The following is a 13,700-nucleotide window of genomic DNA, read 5'->3' on the forward strand; positions in this document are numbered from 1 at the left end:
TGCTTTGCCCTACTTCTGATAAATCGGCAGAAAGTGGTGGTGCACACTCAGGCTCAGCAGCGCGAGCGAGGTGGCATAGACGGCTCCGGCGCTCTTTTCGTTGCCGTTGCGCGGGTACCAGCTTCCGTCCTGGCCCTGGGCGGCGATGAGGGTCTGCTCGGTCTTCTGGCGGGCGGTGGCGGCGTGGTCTCCGCCGCGCTGGTACATGCCCTGGGCGTAGTAGTAGCAGCCGTAGAAGAACCAGGGCTCATTGATCTCCGGGGGGGATTTCATCAGCCAGTTGGCGGAGCCCAGCACTTCGGCGGCCTCGTAGTGGCCGCACACCTGCAGGGAGAGCAGGCCGGCGGCGGTGGTGGAGAAGGTCTGGCGGCCGCCGTAGGGCTCGTAGCTGAAGGCGGCGTTGTCGGCTTTCGGGTTGCCGTTGGAGTCGCGCTCCACGCGGTAGCTGCGCTTGATGTAGGCCACGGCGTTGTCGATCGCGCCTTTGGGCACGTCAAATCCCGCATCGTTCGCGGCGCGCAGGGCCATCACCTGCCACACGCTCACGGAGATGTCGCTGTCGCTGGAGCTGGGCTCATAGCGCCAGCCGCCGCGGTTCGCCTCGCTTTTGGGCACCTGCTGGGAGCGGATGATGAGCTGGATGGCGCCTGCGAGCTGCTTGCGCATGCGCTTGTCCGTCTCTTCATCAGGAGAGTGGCCGATCATCTCGCTCATCATCAGGGAGATGATGCCGTGGCCGTACATGCGTGAGCGGTCGCTGCGGCCCAGGTAGCCGTTTTCATCCGGCTCCACGCCGTCCACCACAAAGCGCAGCGCCTTGCCGCAGGCCTGGCCTTCCGGCGTGGGATCGTCCGGCATGTGGCCCACGGAGGCCAGCCCCATGAGCGCCAGCGAGGTCATGGCCGCGCTGTGGGAGGGCAGGTCGCCGCGCTTGGGCTTGGCGTCAGTTTTTTCATCCACGATGAATCCGGCGGATTTCTGCTGCTTGATCAGCCAGGCCACGGCCTTGTCCACGGCGGCTTTTACCTGGGGGGAGATCAGCTCCGGCTTGGGAGACTGAGCCGCTGCGGTGGTGGCGGCGGCAAAGAGGATAAAAAGTGATCTGAAAAGGCGCATCAGGGGACGAAAACAGTCCAATGCACCTTCAACGCGCATTCATCCACGGAATTTGCGGCTCATTCTGCAACTCCTTCCAATTGTTCCAGGCCAGCATGCCAAACAGGAGCAGGGTGAAAACCCCGCCGCCCACGCGTGTTTGCGCGTTGATGTCCAGCAGGGCCAGGGTGCTGCCCTGCAGCCGCAGCCAGAGGTCGCTGGAAAAAGACACCACGGCGAGCACCACGGCACACGCCAGGCTGATCTTCAGCGCCTGCCTCTTTCCGCTCCGGCCGAAATAAGCCTGGCAGATGTGGCCGCCATCCAGCGGGAGCACGGGCACCAGATTCAGCAGCGCCCAGAAGATGCTGACCACGGTGAAGGCATCCAGCATCTGCCGCAGCCAGAGCCAGGGCGGCGGCCAGAGGGTGAGCGCCCAGCCCACCGCGAGACCGGCCAGGATCTCCAGCCCCGGACCCGCCGCACTGACCAGGAAATCCTCCCGTCGCGTGCGCGGCCTGCTGCCGATCGCCAGTCCGCCAAAGGCATACAGCACGATGTTCACGCGCCGGTCGCCGTAGTTCCGCATGGCCAGCGCGTGGCCCAGCTCGTGAATGAGGACGGACAGCAGCACCGCCACCACCCAGGCCAGCACCTGCCGAAACCCATCGGGAGAATTGTCCCTGCCAGCCCCGCCCATGAGCGCGGTGCTCAGCCAGAACATGCCGTGAATCTGGACCGGAAAGCCGAAGAGGGTGAAGCGGAGCATACGGGGCAGGGGAAGGAGCGGTGGAAGGGAATGGTGGAGCGTGGGAGAGGAATGTCGAATGACGAATGCCGTGGCGGGGGAAGGGGAGCGGGCGGGAGCTCGTTGAATAGGTCGTATAGGGCTGATGGGGCCTATTCGGCCTGCAGGGCTCAGATGGCCTTGGCCAAAAACCTCTCGAAACATCCCTCACGCCGCCTTCGTTACGCGGGTTCTCTTTTTCCATGAAACGCTTCCTGACCTGCCTCCTCCTTTCCTCCCCGCTGCTGGCTGACGATGCCGCGGACCTGCTTTCCCAATCTGGCGTGAAAGGCGGCATCGTGGTGCATGTGGGCTGTGGCGACGGCAAAACCACCCAGGCGCTCCGCGTCAGCGACCGCTACCAGGTGCAGGGCCTCCTGCGCGATGCAGCGGCGGTGCCAGCGGTGCGGGAGTCCATTCATCAGGCGGGCAAGTACGGCCCCGTGGCCGTGGACACCTGGGATGGAAAACATCTGCCCTACATCGAGAATTACGTGAACCTCCTCGTGGTCGAAGACGCCGGGGCGGTGGACAAGGCGGAGATCGACCGCGTGCTCACGCCTCTGGGCGTGGCGATGGTGCGCAAGGCGGGCGGCGCAGGCTGGGAGAAGATCGTGAAGCCCTGGCCCAAAGGCATGGATGAGTGGACGCACTACGCCTACGACTCCAAAGGAAACCCTACGTCCAAGGACATGCTCACAGGCCCGCCCTCCCGCATGCAGTGGGTGGGAAATCCGCGCTGGAGCCGCCACCATGACCGCATGTCCTCCGTCAGCGCCGAGGTCAGCTCCCAGGGCCGCCTCTTTTACATCATGGATGAGGGCAGCCGCATCTCCATCCTCATGCCGGCGAAGTTTGCCCTCATCGCCCGCGACGCCTTCAATGGCACCATCCTCTGGAAGAAACCCATCCCGCAGTGGAGCACGCACCTCTGGCCGCTGAAGTCCGGCCCCACACAGCTCGCCCGTCGTCTGGCTGCCATTGGCGACAAGGTGTACGTCACCCTCGGGATCAGCGATCCCATCGTCTGCCTGGATGGAGCCACGGGGGAGGTGGTGCGCGAGTACCCGCAGACCAAAGGCGCGGAGGAGCTGCTCTACCGCAACGGCACCCTCTACGCCCTGGTGAATCCCGAGCCCTGGCGGCTGAACGAAGAATTCGCCGTGAAGCAGCAGAGCGACCAGAAGCGCGTGGAGACGGAGTTCAACTGGGATGGCAAGACGCGGCACCTGATGGCGATTGAGGCAGACACCGGCAAGACGATCTGGAAGGTGGACGACAAGGTCGGCCCCATCACCCTGGCCCTGGATGACAAGCGCATGGTGTACTATAATGGCGATGGACTGACAAGCCGCGATGTGAAGACGGGCAAGGTGCTCTTTGCCGATGTGCCCGAGGCGCGCCGCAAGCTCTACGAGTTTAATTTTGCCCCGCGCGTGGTGCTCAATGACGATGTGATCCTCTACGCCGGCGGCGACGGCCTCATGAAGGGCATCAACGCGGACACGGGCAAGGAATTGTGGAGCTCCTCGCACGAGAAGAGCGGCTACCGCAGCATGGAGGATGTCATCGTGGCCCAGGGTCTGGTATGGAATGCCGGCACCACGCAGGGAAATCAGACCGGCGAGTACACCGGACGCGATCCGCTGACGGGCGCTGTGAAAAAGAAGTTCTACCCCGATGTGCCGCAGGGAACCTACTGGTTCCACCACCGCTGCTACATGGCGAAGGCCACGGAGAAGTTCATCATCCCCTCCCGCACCGGCATTGAGTATGTGGACATGGAAAAGCAGCACTGGGACCTCAACCACTGGGTGCGCGGCGCCTGCCTCTATGGCGTGCTGCCCTGCAACGGCCTCACCTACGCCGGTCCGCACAACTGCGCCTGCTACCCCGAGGCCAAGCTGGACGGCATGGCCGCCATGGCCTCCGCCCCGCGCTACCCCATGCCGCCGCACACCGCTGACAGCGACCGTTTGACCAAGGGCCCCGCCTATGCCGAAGTCATCGAGGAGAAGGCCGCCGACGCCAAGGACTGGCCCACCTACCGCTCTGACAACGCCCGCAGCGGCTACTCCAATCAGGATCTGAAGAAGGACCTCGGCATGGCCTGGGAGGTGAAGCTCACCCCGCCGCTGAGCACCACCACCACCGCCGCCGGGCTCACCTTTGTCTCGGAGGTGGACAAGCACACGCTGCATGCCTTTGACTCCGCCACCGGCAAGGAGGCCTGGCATTTCATCGCTGGCGGTCGCATGGATTCACCGCCCACCTACTGGCAGGGCAGGGTGTTCATCGGTGGCAACGACGGCAATGTGTACTGCCTGCGTGCGAAGGACGGCGCTCTCGTCTGGAAGTTCCAGGGCGCACCCGTCATGATGAGCCACGGCGCGTGGGAGATGATGGAGAGTGTGTGGCCGGTGCATGGCAGCGTGCTGGTGGAAAACGGGCTGGTGAGCTTTATTTCCGGCCACTCCTGCTTCCTCGATGGCGGGCTGTGGTTCTACCGCGTGGATGCCAAGACCGGCGAGATGAAGGTCAAGATCAACTACGACGACCGCGACCCCGAAACCGGCGGCGATTTGAATGACCGCCACAAGACCCTGCAGATGCCCGTGGCGCTAAACGACATCCTCAGCAGCGATGGCAAGTGGACCTTCCTCCGCACGCAGAAGATCGGCGCGGACGGCAAGCGCGTGGAGATCGGGCCCGTGAGCGGAGACTTCGACAAGCAGGGCGGCGCGCACAAAGGCGAGGGCCAGCACCTCTTTGCCCCCATGGGCTTCCTCGATGACTCGAACTTCCACCGCAGCTACTGGGTCTATGGCAAGAGCTTCGCCGGCGGCCATGGCGGCTACTTCCAGGCAGGCAAGTATGCTCCTGCCGGGCGAATCCTGGTGCACGATGACAAGAACGTGTACTCCTACGGCCGCGAGGCGCAGTACTACAAGTGGACCACCACCATGGAGTACACCCTCTTTGCCACGCCCAAGGCTCCGCCGGATGAAGCGTATGACACTGAGTCCGCCACCACCGAGCGCAAGGGGAACAGCGTCGTGCTCGATGAAAAAGGTGTGCCGCTCGCGGTGCAGCCCAAAGGGGAAACCCAGGTGGGCCACAGCGAAACGCTGAAGGCCCAGGCGGAGGCCAAGAAGAAAGGCCAGGGCAAAGGCGGCAAGAAGGGCGATGCCAAAGGTGCCGCAAAAGGCGGCGCAGCCAAAGGCGGTGCCGCCGCTGGCAAAGGCGCGCCCATCCCTGGCAGCGTGCAGTTCCCGAATGTGCCCGTGCTGGACCCCAGCCAGACGGCCATCACCGTGGAGGTCTGGGTGCTGCCGGACAAGCCCAGCGGCACCATCATCAATCACGGCGGTCCTCGCCTCGGTGTAGGCCTCGACTTCCATGACCGCAAGCCGCAGTTCCACATCCGCGACGACTCCAAGGTGAGCACCATCGTCTCCGCCGAAGCCTTCGGGGACGGCTGGCACCACATCGCGGGCGTGCTGGCTCCGGACAAGAAAATGACGCTCTATATAGACGGCAAGCTGGTGGCCGAAGGCACCGCCGGGAGCCTCATCTCCGCCAAGCCCGCCAACCCGCTCATCGTGGGCAATGGCAACGGCGTGGCCGAGGACAATGCGGGTGCCTACAGCGGCCTGCTGGACCAGTTTGCCATCTACCACAAGGCGCTGAGCGCCGAGGAGGTGCAGCAGCGTTTCGAGCAGCCGGACGTGAAGCCCACGGATGCCGTGCTGGTCTGCAACTTCGACAATGGCGACTCACGCGACAGCTCCGGCAATGAGGCGCACGGCGTGGGCGCGGGCGTCGAATCTGGCAAGGGCAAGGTGGGCGGCGCGCTCTGGTTCAAAGGCGGAGCCGATGCCAAGGGCGGCGGCGGCAAAAATGGCGGCAGCTTTGTGAAGCACACCTGGGACCGCTTCGTACCCATCGTCGCCCGCAGCATGGCCCTGGCTGGCAAGACCGTGCTCGTCAGCGGTGCGCCGGACATGATCGATGAAGAGTACGCCTTTGAACGCCTCGCCGCCAGAGACCCCGCCATCCTGCAGGAGCTCAAGGAGCAGGACGAGGCGCTGGAAGGCAAGCGCGGTGCCAAGATGTGGGCCGTGAACACCGAAACCGGAGAGCAAAGCGCCGGCCTCGAGCTCACCAGCCCCGCCGTCTGGGACGGCATCACCGTCGCCCAGGGCCGCGTGTATGTCAGCACCATGGATGGAAGGCTGCAGTGCTTTGGGAAATGACGAAACCAGAGCCGAACGAAGTGAGACAGACGACTGAAAGGAGCCCGAAGGGTGAGCGTAGCGAATCAATGGCGAATGGCGAATGAAGTCCAAATGCAGAATACCGAATGACGAAGCACCCAGAGGAATGCGAGGCCGCTGTAGCCTGTTCATTGGGCCTTCATCATTGATTCGTCATTCCTCATTCTGATTTCGTCATTAACCCGTTCCCTCCCATGCCCCTCAAGCGCCTCATCCTCCTCTTTGCCCTCTGGACCACGAGCGCTCTGGCCTGTACCATCCCCGTCTTCCGCTTTGCGCTGGACCGCTGGGAGGCGGACAAGTTCCACCTCGTGCTGCCCCAGGCGGTGGCGAAGGACAGCGCCATCCAGGATCTGCTGCGCCCGCTGCGCGCCAATGGCAAGGCCAACCTGGACATCACCACTTCAAAGGACGCCGCCCAGCAGGACACGACGCTGGGCTACTCGCGGGACAGCGAAAAGCAGGTCTGGTCCGGCAGGCTGGATGCCGCGGCACTCGCCGCCGTGCTGGATTCCCCGGCGCGCCAAAAGCTCGTCCAGCAGCTTCTGGCGGGGGATTCCGTCATCTGGGTCATCGCGGACAGCGGCTCCCCGGTGGACGTGCTGGAGGTGGAGCGCATCGAGAAACGCCTCAAGTTCCTGGAGCAGGTGGCCGCTTTGCCCATTCAGGACCCCAATGACCCGGACAGCCAGCTCGGCCCCGGGCCGCCCCTGCGCCTGAAGTTTTCCACCCTCCGGCTGCGGCGGAATGATCCTGCCGAATCCCTGCTGCTGCGCATGCTGGCCGGACCGAAGGCCGATTTTGACCCCGCCATCACCAGCTTTGCCGGAGCCGTGTTCGGCCGGGGCAGGGTGCTCGGCGCCTGGCCGCTCGGTGTTTTGGACGATGCCTCCCTGGAGACGGCCTGCATGTTCCTCGTGGGCCGCTGCGGCTGCCGCCTCAAAAACGAAAGCCCGGGATGGGACATCCTGCTCAATCTCGACTGGGAAAAGGCCCTGCCTGCCGCCACTCCCGCCAGCGAGCTCAAGCCTGCGAGCGCAGATGCAAATGCGGATGCAGACGCCCCGGCACCCAGCGCGGCTCCTCAAGCTCCCCCTCTTCAGGCTCAGGTGCTTCCCAAGCCCATCACGCTTCCTGAGGTCGATGTGGTGAGCATCGTTCCCGATGCTGCCCCCCCTGCCGATGAAGGTCGGAAAGGCCCGCTGGTCGCCGGACTGGCCGCAGGTCTCGTCCTGCTGGTGCTGCTCCCCCGCTGGCTGCGGAAGTAAGCTCGGCCCGCGCAGGGGAGTTCCTGCCGCAGCTTGCACGGACCTGGCTGGTCCCCGTTTTCTTTTCGCCGCTGCGGAGGATCAGCACTGCCGCTCCTCTGTAATCACTGGAGCGAATCTAAATCTCAAAGCCAAAAAAAAGATTTGCCGAATCTATTGATTTGAGAGATTATTTAACTTATCTAAATAATCAATAGATGCCCCACTTCTCATGAAAAGGATTCTACTTTGCGCTCTCAGCATCGGCAGTGCTTTTTGTCAAAGTGCGGTGGGTCAGACCGGTTATGGCGTCATGGGCGTTCCTCCGCCCGGCTATGGTACTCCGCCGCCGCCGCCCGGCTATGGCACGACGCCGAGCGTCCCCGCCTATCCCAATGCGCTTCCTCCATCCAGCGTTTCGTCCAATGTGACGGCCCCTCCTGGTTATGTGGACCCCTATGCTTCAGCACCGCAGCCGGGGCAGGTCTCCTCCTATGCGCCGCAGGGTGTCAGCAGTTACAGTGCAGCGCCCACCGCTTCTGGCGCTTACGGGGCAAAGTCCACTGCGCCTAACATGGTGAATTTCAACAACTTGGAGGCCTACTACCGCTACATGGCCCCCAACCACGGCGGCTTGAACGGGGCCAACACCATCGGTGCCACGCTGACTGTCGCCCTCTTCAATCCTCTCTATCTCAAATTCGGAGCCTCCTGGGGCAGCGGTGACGGTGGCGGCGTCTCCGGAGCCACCCGCGCCAACTACGACTTCGCCACCATTCAGGCTGGAGCTGGTTTCCACACCTCTCTCATCAACGACCGCCTCACCTTTGTGGCTGAGGCCGGCCTCATCTACGCCAGCCTGAAGGCGCAGAACAGCTCCGTGAGCTTCAGCGACGGTTCCATCTATGTGCGTCCGGCCCTGCGCTTCACTCCGCTGGACTGGCTGGAACTGCAGGCGGGCGTGACCGTGACGAGTGCCGACCGCTACGACAGCAAGATCCTCGATGTGACGGCCTACTTCCGCCTCCTGCCGATGTTCGACATTGGTGTCGGCGGTGATTTTGGCGATACCACCCGCGCCTTCCGTACCAGCCTGCGTCTGCGCTGGTAAGAGTCCCGCCGTCTCAGGCCTTCCGTGTCTTCACGGGTTTCTTGCGTTGCGCATGGGTCGTGCGGCAGACCTCGCAGACCGTCCCGTCGCACCCGCGCGCGGTGCAGTGCTCCCGGCCGTAGTAGATGATCTGCAGGTGCAGTTTGTTCCAGCTCTCCTTGGGAAAGAGCCGCTTCAGGTCACGCTCGGTCTGCAGGACGGACTGGCCGCTGGTCAAACCCCAGCGCTGGGCCAGCCGGTGGATGTGGGTGTCCACCGGAAAGGAGGGCACACCAAAGGCCTGAGCCATCACGACTTGGGCGGTCTTGTGCCCCACGCCTGGCAGGCGCTCCAGGGCCTCCAAAGAGGCGGGCACCTGGCCCTCATGCTCCGCCAGCAGGATGCCCGAGAGCTGCTTGATGGCCCTGGCTTTCTGCGGTCCCAGCCCGCAAGGTTTCACGATGGCCTCGATCTTCTCCAGCGGCTCCTTCGCCAGGGCGGCCGGGGTGTGCCCCAGCCGAAAGAGGGCTGGCGTCACCTGGTTCACCCGCACGTCCGTGCACTGCGCGGAAAGCAGCACCGCCACCAGCAGGGTGAAGGCGTCCGTATGGTCCAGCGGGATCGGCGGGTCGGGATACAGCTCTGCCAGCCGTTTCCGAATATAATCCGCGCGCTCTTGTTTCGTCACGGAGTGGGTACGCCTGCTATTGAGAGCTGGTTTCGATGCGCGCCACCATGCGGCGGATGTGCTCGTAGCCCGTGCGCTCCTTCATAATGGAGAGGCTTTTGGAAAACGAGCCCCACTTCAGCACGCGGATGTTCACATTGCGCACGCCCCAGGCCTTCATGGTGGCCTTGTCCGGCTTGTAGAGGTCGATGGTGTTCGTCCCCACCAGCGCGGAGCCGTAGTCGTCCACCTGATAAACATAGGGCAGTCCTTCGATCTGGAAAATGGTGCCTACCGGGTACACGGACCAGTCCGCAGCAGCACTGCGCACATTTCCATACCGGAGCTGCGTGCCCACCGCTGTTTTGGCACCATACACGATGTGGTCGGCCTCGCCATGCGTGTAGGCGGTGGTGCGCACTGCGGTGATGCGAGTACCGCGGCCCAGGAAGCCGGAGGACTCACAGGAGGCCAGAAGAAGAGGAACGAGGATGAGGAGAAGGCGGGAGTGCTGGCGCATTGTTATTAACAAATACTAATTGTTAACTTTCCTTTTAGAACACTTATTGTGGTTTAAATCCGCCCTGAAAGCAATCTTTGATTTCTAGGGGGCGGATACCCCGCCTCGTCCCCGGGGCGCGAATGGACGGCTCCGGCCCCATCGACGCCTGATCGATGGGGCAGTCTCTGCGGTTTTCCGCCACTTTCCGGGGAGCTGGCCCGGCACTTACTTCTTCGCCTTGGCCGCTTCCGCCTTCTTGAGCACCTTGGTCAGCTTCGCCACGAACTCCTTGGGCGTGGCGGTGTCCTTCAGGTGGTCCAGGCTCGTCTTGCCGGAGGGATCCAGAAAGAAGATGTGCGGAATCGTGTCCACCGTAAACCCCTCCGCCAGCTTGCCGTTGGCCTCGTCGTCAATGTCCAGGTAGGCCCAGTTAAACTTGTCCTGCAGCGGCTGCACAAGCGGGCTGGGATAGACCTCCTTCACCATGTGCTGGCAGGGTCCGCACCAGGACGCGGAGAAGATCATGACGATCGGCTTGCCGTTCTGTTTTGCCGCCTTTAGCACGGCTCCGGGGCTGGTGAAAAACTTCGGGCTGCCCGCCGGGAAATCAGCGGCATGGAGCGTGAAGGCACACAGGGCGGCGAGCAGGAGCAGGGCTTTTTTCATGGGAGAAAAGAGGACGGGAGCTGGCCGGCAATTATTTCAGGCATTGGCGTGCCGCGCCTTTCTTGGGCATTCATTCGTCATTCCTCATTCTGATTTCGTCATTGCCAGCGCCTCCGCCATCACCGCCAGCCGCCGCCTGCAGGTCCAGAGTCCGCCGAAAAAGATCAGGGTCAGCGCGGTCAGGATGCCCCAGCGCTCCCAGCCCATGAGGTGCTGCGTCAGCTCCACCAGGGTGCCGCCGCACAGCACGGCCATGCGGTGCTGCTTGGCCATGGGACCGCGAAAGTCATGCTTCCCGGTCAGGGAGGCGCCTAGCACGCGAATATAGGCCGTCCAGACCGAGACCACAGCGCAGCACCAGCCCATGGGGATGACGTGGAAAAGCTTCACCACTCCGGGGTCTCCCGCGCCGCTGTAGCCCGCGCCCACCATGATCAGCACATCCGCCACGCGGTCCGGCGCATCATTGTAAATGGCCCCCACCGGCGAGCCCTTGCCGCCTTCCACCGCCACCATGCCGTCCATCAGATTGCACAGCAGGCGGAGCTGGATGCACACCAGCGCCCCCAGCCAGGCACCGAGGGTGCCCGCCGTGCTGACCTGATCTCCCGCCACCATGAAGCAGGCCATTGCCCCGCCCGCAAAGACCACGCTGAGGAGCGAGATCGCATTTGGCGTGAACCCGGAGCGCGCCAGCCATCCCGCCAGCGCATGCGCCCAGCGGGTGTCGCGGGACTTAAGGCTGCGGCGTGAGGCCAGATGCTCTTCAGGCACGCTCATCCGGGAACAGAAAGGGGGATCAGCGTTTGGTGGACTTCCAGCTCACCACCCGGCCGTTCACAAACTCCGCCACACCCGAGGTGTAGGGCACGTAGGTGGTCGTGGAGCCGCCGCCATAATACGGGAAGCCGCCAAAGCCATACGGGCCCCAGCCCCCAAAGCCCCAGGGGCCAAAGCCGCCATAGCCAAATCCCAGGTTCATGCTCATGGAGCGCACCGGGCGCTGCCCTTCATAGGTCCAGTTTTCACTCTCGCGCCCCCGGTTCACCCCATACGACACCGCATCCGGCCGGCCCCAGGCCAGGAAGACCGCGTCACGCGTCATGCCTTCATGGATCAGGCCGTGGGTCACGAGATGCTGGTCCCGCGCGCTCAGCCGCCCGTACATCTGCGGGTTCTTTTCAATGCGCGTCTTGGGGGTGGAGGAACACTGGGTGAAACAGGCGGTGACGATCACGGCCAGACAGAGACGGAAGAGGAATGGCGCTTTCATGGTAGGTGCAGTTTGCTCCGGTGCGGTGGTTTGTCGAATGTTCTTACTGACCTACACGTTCGAAGCTGCGTTCATCTTGGGCCGGGTAAAAGAGCGCAGCAGCATCCAGCCGCCCGCCACGACGACGGTTCCTGCAAACCACCACGGCCACAGCTTCAGCGACTCCGCAAACACCCGTGGATCGTCCGTGCCCAGGTGCAGACGGCCCGCCTCCCAGCCGGTCTGCCAGCCGAAGAGCAGCGTCAGCATGCCGTAGGCCAGATTGATCGTGAGCCCGCGGAAGCTCAGCGCCGTGGCGCGCTGCTCGGAGTCCACGATCTCATTGAGGTAATGCGAGAGGAAGAACTGCAGAAAGCGCATGCTCAGAAACAGCGGCACCACCAGAGCGATCCCCGTCCAGCCCGGCTGCGGATGCGCCGCCGCCATCAGCCCGCCAAACACCACCAGACCCAGCCAGAGAAAGTTCTGCCACGCATTCATCACCCTGGCGCTGGTTTCCATCAGGCCCGCCGTCGCCAGCCCGAGCAGCGAGACCCCGGTGCCGATGACGCCGTACCAGCCTTCCTCGATGCCCACCAGCCGGTAGAAGTTGCTCGCCACCGTGAGGAAAAGCCGGATGATGCTGTCAAACACCAGCCCGAACACGATCAGCGCAAAGGCCGCCTTCGTGCGCCACATCCACCCGCCGGTGTGCAGGATGGACACCCAGGTCTCGCGGATGCTCTGCAGCAGCGGGGTTTTCAGGGCAGGGGCGCGCGTTTCTGTCATGCGCAGGGTCACCATCAGGCAGGCCAGCGCCGTGCCCAGGCACAGCAGCAGCGGCAGCTTCATGGAGACGCTCTTGGCCACCGTCACATCGAAGTTCATGAACTGCAGCACCTTCGTCAAACTGTGCGCGTCATACAGCACGGAGCCGGTGATGGAGGAAACCACGAAACCCAGCGCCATGCCGCGTGAGAGCCGCGCCATGATCTGCGGCCACAGCGTGGTGCGCTCCGCCGCCGGCAGCGAGTCGTAGGCCAGCGCTTCGTCCGCGCCGCTGGCGCAGGCCTCCGCCGCGCCGCTGAGCACGCGGTTCACCACAAACAGCCACAGCACCAGATCATGGTGCCCCGGCTGCATCAGGCACAGCACGCCCATTTCCAGCACCATGAGCCCACCAGCCGCCACCACCAGGGGCCTGCGCCCGTAGCGGTCCGCCAGCGCTCCGGAGGGCACCTCCAGCACCACGCTGGTCAGCGCCCACACCACGTTCAGCGCCGCAAATTCACCGATGCTCAGCCCCAGATCCAGAAACAGAATGGTGAAGACCGGGTAGTAGAAGCGGCAGTTGAAGAGAATGCGAAACCAGACAAACAGGCGCGCGTTGGAAGACTGAGGCATGCCTGCTTTCTACGCCTTGAATCCGCGGTTGGGCAAACAAAGCCGGTGGTCCAGACACACTTTAAAACCGCACCCGCAGGTAGGTGCCCAGCACGGACTCGTGTGTCCAGGTGGTCTTCGTGCGCTTGGAGTCGATCATATAGAAGAGGTCGATATCCATCGAGTCGGTGACTTTGAAGGTCAGTCCCAGCGGTATCAGGCGGTTTTCGGTCTGCCGGCGCAGGTGCAGGTCCATCAGCACCTCATCGCTGGCAAAGAGGCGCGTCAGCGGTCCCAGCGGCCGCGGCAGCGTCCAGGCGAGCTGCATTCGGTGGCGGGTGCGGTTGGCCGCGGCGGCGGCGCCCTGGTTCTCCCGCCATTCCATGCGGTTGCGCCAGTCCACGCGCAGATCCTTGGTGAGGTCGTAGTGGGGATTGATCTCCAGCTCCGTGCGGAGCTGGTCGTAGCGGTCATGGGTGGCGATGTTTTCGAGCCTGAGCATGGACAGCCCGAGCCCCAGCTCCAACCATCTCGTGGCGGCATACTTCACGCGCGGGCTGACGATCTGCGCGTAGGAGCCGTCCACCTCGTCGGCGAAGTTGCCCATGAACACGCTGCCCGTCCACGGCGGGCTGCGGTAGTATTCCACATTCGACCACGCCCACCACTCATCTGCCTTCGCGGGCAGGAGCCAGAGCAGGCAAAGCATTGTCAGAAGCGTGCGCATGAGGGCG

General features: G+C 63.6%; 12 protein-coding genes. 3 read left to right on the forward strand and 9 right to left on the reverse strand.

Annotated elements, in window-relative coordinates; all coding sequences use genetic code 11:
* Nucleotides 1-9: 9 nt before the first annotated feature.
* Nucleotides 10-1,116, reverse strand: coding sequence for a hypothetical protein (locus ACILSQ_RS26710; protein WP_395746748.1), 1,107 nt, complete (start codon nt 1,114-1,116; stop codon nt 10-12).
* Nucleotides 1,117-1,144: 28 nt separating this feature from the next.
* Nucleotides 1,145-1,864 carry a site-2 protease family protein gene (locus ACILSQ_RS26715; protein ID WP_395746749.1) on the reverse strand — a complete coding sequence of 240 codons (720 nt, stop codon included), beginning with the start codon at nt 1,862-1,864 and terminating at the stop codon, nt 1,145-1,147.
* A 221-nt stretch (nt 1,865-2,085) separates the two neighbouring features.
* On the opposite strand from ACILSQ_RS26715, the gene ACILSQ_RS26720 reads away from it, so the two are divergent.
* From ACILSQ_RS26720 to ACILSQ_RS26730, 3 genes are all read left to right on the forward strand, one after another.
* Nucleotides 2,086-6,138: a PQQ-binding-like beta-propeller repeat protein gene (locus ACILSQ_RS26720; RefSeq protein ID WP_395746750.1), complete on the forward strand. Its 4,053-nt coding sequence runs from the start codon at nt 2,086-2,088 to the stop codon at nt 6,136-6,138.
* Between the two features lie 215 nt (nt 6,139-6,353).
* Nucleotides 6,354-7,427 carry a hypothetical protein gene (locus ACILSQ_RS26725; protein WP_395746751.1) on the forward strand — a complete coding sequence of 358 codons (1,074 nt, stop codon included), beginning with the start codon at nt 6,354-6,356 and terminating at the stop codon, nt 7,425-7,427.
* 211 nt (nt 7,428-7,638) lie between these two features.
* On the forward strand, nt 7,639-8,517 hold the full coding sequence (locus ACILSQ_RS26730; protein WP_395746752.1) for a hypothetical protein: 879 nt from the start codon (nt 7,639-7,641) through the stop codon (nt 8,515-8,517).
* 13 nt (nt 8,518-8,530) lie between these two features.
* Here the strand turns inward: ACILSQ_RS26730 and nth are convergent, their stop codons facing one another.
* The 7 genes from nth to ACILSQ_RS26765 form a co-directional block, all read right to left on the reverse strand.
* On the reverse strand, nt 8,531-9,184 hold the full coding sequence (gene nth / locus ACILSQ_RS26735; RefSeq protein ID WP_395746753.1) for an endonuclease III: 654 nt from the start codon (nt 9,182-9,184) through the stop codon (nt 8,531-8,533).
* A gap of 16 nt (nt 9,185-9,200) precedes the next feature.
* Complete coding sequence (locus ACILSQ_RS26740; RefSeq protein WP_395746754.1) at nt 9,201-9,683, reverse strand: 3D domain-containing protein; 483 nt, start codon at nt 9,681-9,683, stop codon at nt 9,201-9,203.
* Between the two features lie 207 nt (nt 9,684-9,890).
* On the reverse strand, nt 9,891-10,331 hold the full coding sequence (locus tag ACILSQ_RS26745) for a thioredoxin family protein (protein ID WP_395746755.1): 441 nt from the start codon (nt 10,329-10,331) through the stop codon (nt 9,891-9,893).
* An 84-nt stretch (nt 10,332-10,415) separates the two neighbouring features.
* Nucleotides 10,416-11,111 carry a CDP-alcohol phosphatidyltransferase family protein gene (locus ACILSQ_RS26750; protein WP_395746756.1) on the reverse strand — a complete coding sequence of 232 codons (696 nt, stop codon included), beginning with the start codon at nt 11,109-11,111 and terminating at the stop codon, nt 10,416-10,418.
* Nucleotides 11,112-11,130: 19 nt separating this feature from the next.
* Nucleotides 11,131-11,604, reverse strand: a complete 474-nt coding sequence (locus ACILSQ_RS26755) for a hypothetical protein (protein ID WP_395746757.1) — start codon at nt 11,602-11,604, stop codon at nt 11,131-11,133.
* A 51-nt stretch (nt 11,605-11,655) separates the two neighbouring features.
* Complete coding sequence (locus ACILSQ_RS26760; RefSeq protein WP_395746758.1) at nt 11,656-12,987, reverse strand: MFS transporter; 1,332 nt, start codon at nt 12,985-12,987, stop codon at nt 11,656-11,658.
* 61 nt (nt 12,988-13,048) lie between these two features.
* Complete coding sequence (locus ACILSQ_RS26765) at nt 13,049-13,693, reverse strand: DUF2490 domain-containing protein (protein ID WP_395746759.1); 645 nt, start codon at nt 13,691-13,693, stop codon at nt 13,049-13,051.
* Nucleotides 13,694-13,700: the final 7 nt, after the last annotated feature.

Origin of the sequence: Prosthecobacter sp. (assembly GCF_044227185.1) — a bacterium.
GTDB lineage: Bacteria > Verrucomicrobiota > Verrucomicrobiia > Verrucomicrobiales > Verrucomicrobiaceae > Prosthecobacter.